The 1,932-nt window shown below is 50.4% G+C and carries 1 protein-coding gene and 2 pseudogenes; 2 read left to right on the top strand and 1 reads right to left on the bottom strand.

Going from position 1 to position 1,932, the window contains the following annotated elements:
• A pseudogene (locus tag BBW68_RS11425) lies at window positions 1-283 on the bottom strand (transposase); the annotation flags it as partial.
• 74 nt (window positions 284-357) lie between these two features.
• Here BBW68_RS11425 and tnpA point away from each other — a divergent pair.
• Window positions 358-595: pseudogene (gene tnpA / locus BBW68_RS16795) on the top strand (IS200/IS605 family transposase); the annotation flags it as partial.
• 188 nt (window positions 596-783) lie between these two features.
• Complete coding sequence (locus BBW68_RS11420) at window positions 784-1,773, top strand: sulfate ABC transporter substrate-binding protein (protein ID WP_070135456.1); 990 nt, start codon at window positions 784-786, stop codon at window positions 1,771-1,773.
• Window positions 1,774-1,932 lie beyond the last annotated feature (159 nt).

The raw sequence follows: 1,932 nt of genomic DNA, 5'->3' as shown, positions 1-1,932 counted from the left end.
TAAGAGCGCCGTAGCCTTTTTTAGGATTTCGTTCTCCATTTCAAGGCGTTGTATTTTCTTCCTCGCCTTTCTTCCTCGCCTCACGCAGCTCGAGCTGTTCTGGCGTCAGAGGAAGCCCGGCGGGCGTTTTCCCCTGGCGCTCAAGTCGCAGCTTATTCACCCAACGGGGGATAGCCGAATGGCTTACGTTAACTGCCTCTGCGGCCTTAACGTAGGTATAGCCGTGGTCGACAACTAACTTCGCCGCTTCGAGCTTAAATTCTGGCGTGAAATGTTTAGCCATTGGGTCACCTGTGGTGTTGGGAAGGTGAGAATATCACCTTCCGATCAGGTGGCCAGTATCAGTGTGCCACTACAGTCCCGCCACGTCTTTCTATTTCACATGTGATCGGTCATTTGAAAGGTAAAACAGCCCTTAGACTGTTTAGCAAATTTTCCTACCTGCGGAAGAACAAGCTGTGGGGAAATCACTTTTGGGCACGGGGTTACTGCGTAGATACCGTAGGTATACAATGAAGAAATGATAAGAAAGTACGTGAAGTATCAGGAAAAGCATGAAGTTGAAGAGAGCCAGCTTCCACTAAAAGAGGTGTGAAGAGAAGGCTCTCAAAGTCTGGACTTAGTACGCCCCTACGGGGCGTTATCAATGCCACCTGCTATGCAGGTGGTTTTTTACACGTAGCGTTATTTCATATAGTTATTATAGCTAATTTTTAATTCTTTAATTCATACTTCGCTTTGTGTCACGCTTCACGCACATAAAAATTTTGGGGAGTGCGTGCAATGAATAAGTGGAGTGTAGGAATTACCCTGTTACTGGCCTCAACCAGCATGCTGGCGAAGGATATTCAGCTGCTGAACGTGTCGTACGATCCGACCCGTGAGATTTACGAGCAGTACAACAAAGCCTTTAGCGCGCACTACAAGCAGGAAACCGGCGACAATGTGGTGATCCGCCAGTCGCACGGCGGTTCAGGTAAGCAGGCGACCTCGGTCATCAACGGTATTAAGGCCGATGTGGTGACGCTGGCGCTGGCCTCCGACGTGGATGCAATTGCCGAACGCGGCCGCATTGATAAAAACTGGATCAAACGCCTGCCGGATAACTCCGCGCCTTACACCTCCACCATTGTTTTCCTAGTGCGCAAAGGTAACCCGGAACAAATTCACGACTGGCCAGATTTAATCAAACCTGGCGTGTCGGTCATTACCCCGAACCCGAAAACTTCTGGCGGCGCACGCTGGAACTATCTGGCGGCTTGGGGCTGGGCACTGGATCAGAACAAAGGCGACCAAGCGAAAGCACAGGATTACGTCAACGCACTGTTTAAAAACGTGGAAGTGCAAGATTCCGGCGCGCGCGGCGCAACCAATACCTTCGTTGAACGCGGCATTGGCGACGTGCTGATTGCATGGGAAAACGAAGCCTATCTGGCCGTCAACAAGCTCGGCAAAGACCAGTTTGAAATCGTTACGCCAAGCGAATCGATCCTCGCAGAGCCGACCGTTTCCGTGGTCGATAAAGTGGTGGATGAGCGCAATACGTGTAAAATGGCCGACGCCTACCTGAAATACCTCTACTCCACTGAAGGGCAGGATATCGCCGCGCAAAACTTCTACCGTCCGCGCGATGCCGCCGTGGCAAAGAAATATGCCAGCACCTTCCCGCCGGTGAAACTGTTTACCATTGATGATAAGTTTGGCGGCTGGACGCAGGCACAGAAGACCCACTTCGCTGAAGGTGGGACATATGACCAAGTGATGAAGCGCTAAGCGTAATAACCGCGATTCCATGAGGGCCGACATTGTCGGCCCTTTTTTCGCTATTCAATTTAAGGCATTAACGGTATTAAATAATTTCAGTTAACCGGCGCTCTACAATTAAATTCGCATGATTTCCTGCTCCGCTTAGAATGGCACTGTTGCAAAGAT

Source organism: Candidatus Erwinia dacicola (assembly GCF_001756855.1).
In the GTDB taxonomy this organism is placed as follows: domain Bacteria; phylum Pseudomonadota; class Gammaproteobacteria; order Enterobacterales; family Enterobacteriaceae; genus Erwinia; species Erwinia dacicola.
Note: the sequence above shows the minus strand (reverse complement) of the source record. Positions and strands in the feature narration are given on the sequence as shown.

What these genes read in the sequence shown, in the direction of transcription:
- BBW68_RS11420 (WP_070135456.1), top strand. Translation starts at nt 784, where the DNA reads ATGAATAAGTGGAGTGTAGGAATTACCCTGTTACTGGCCTCAACCAGC.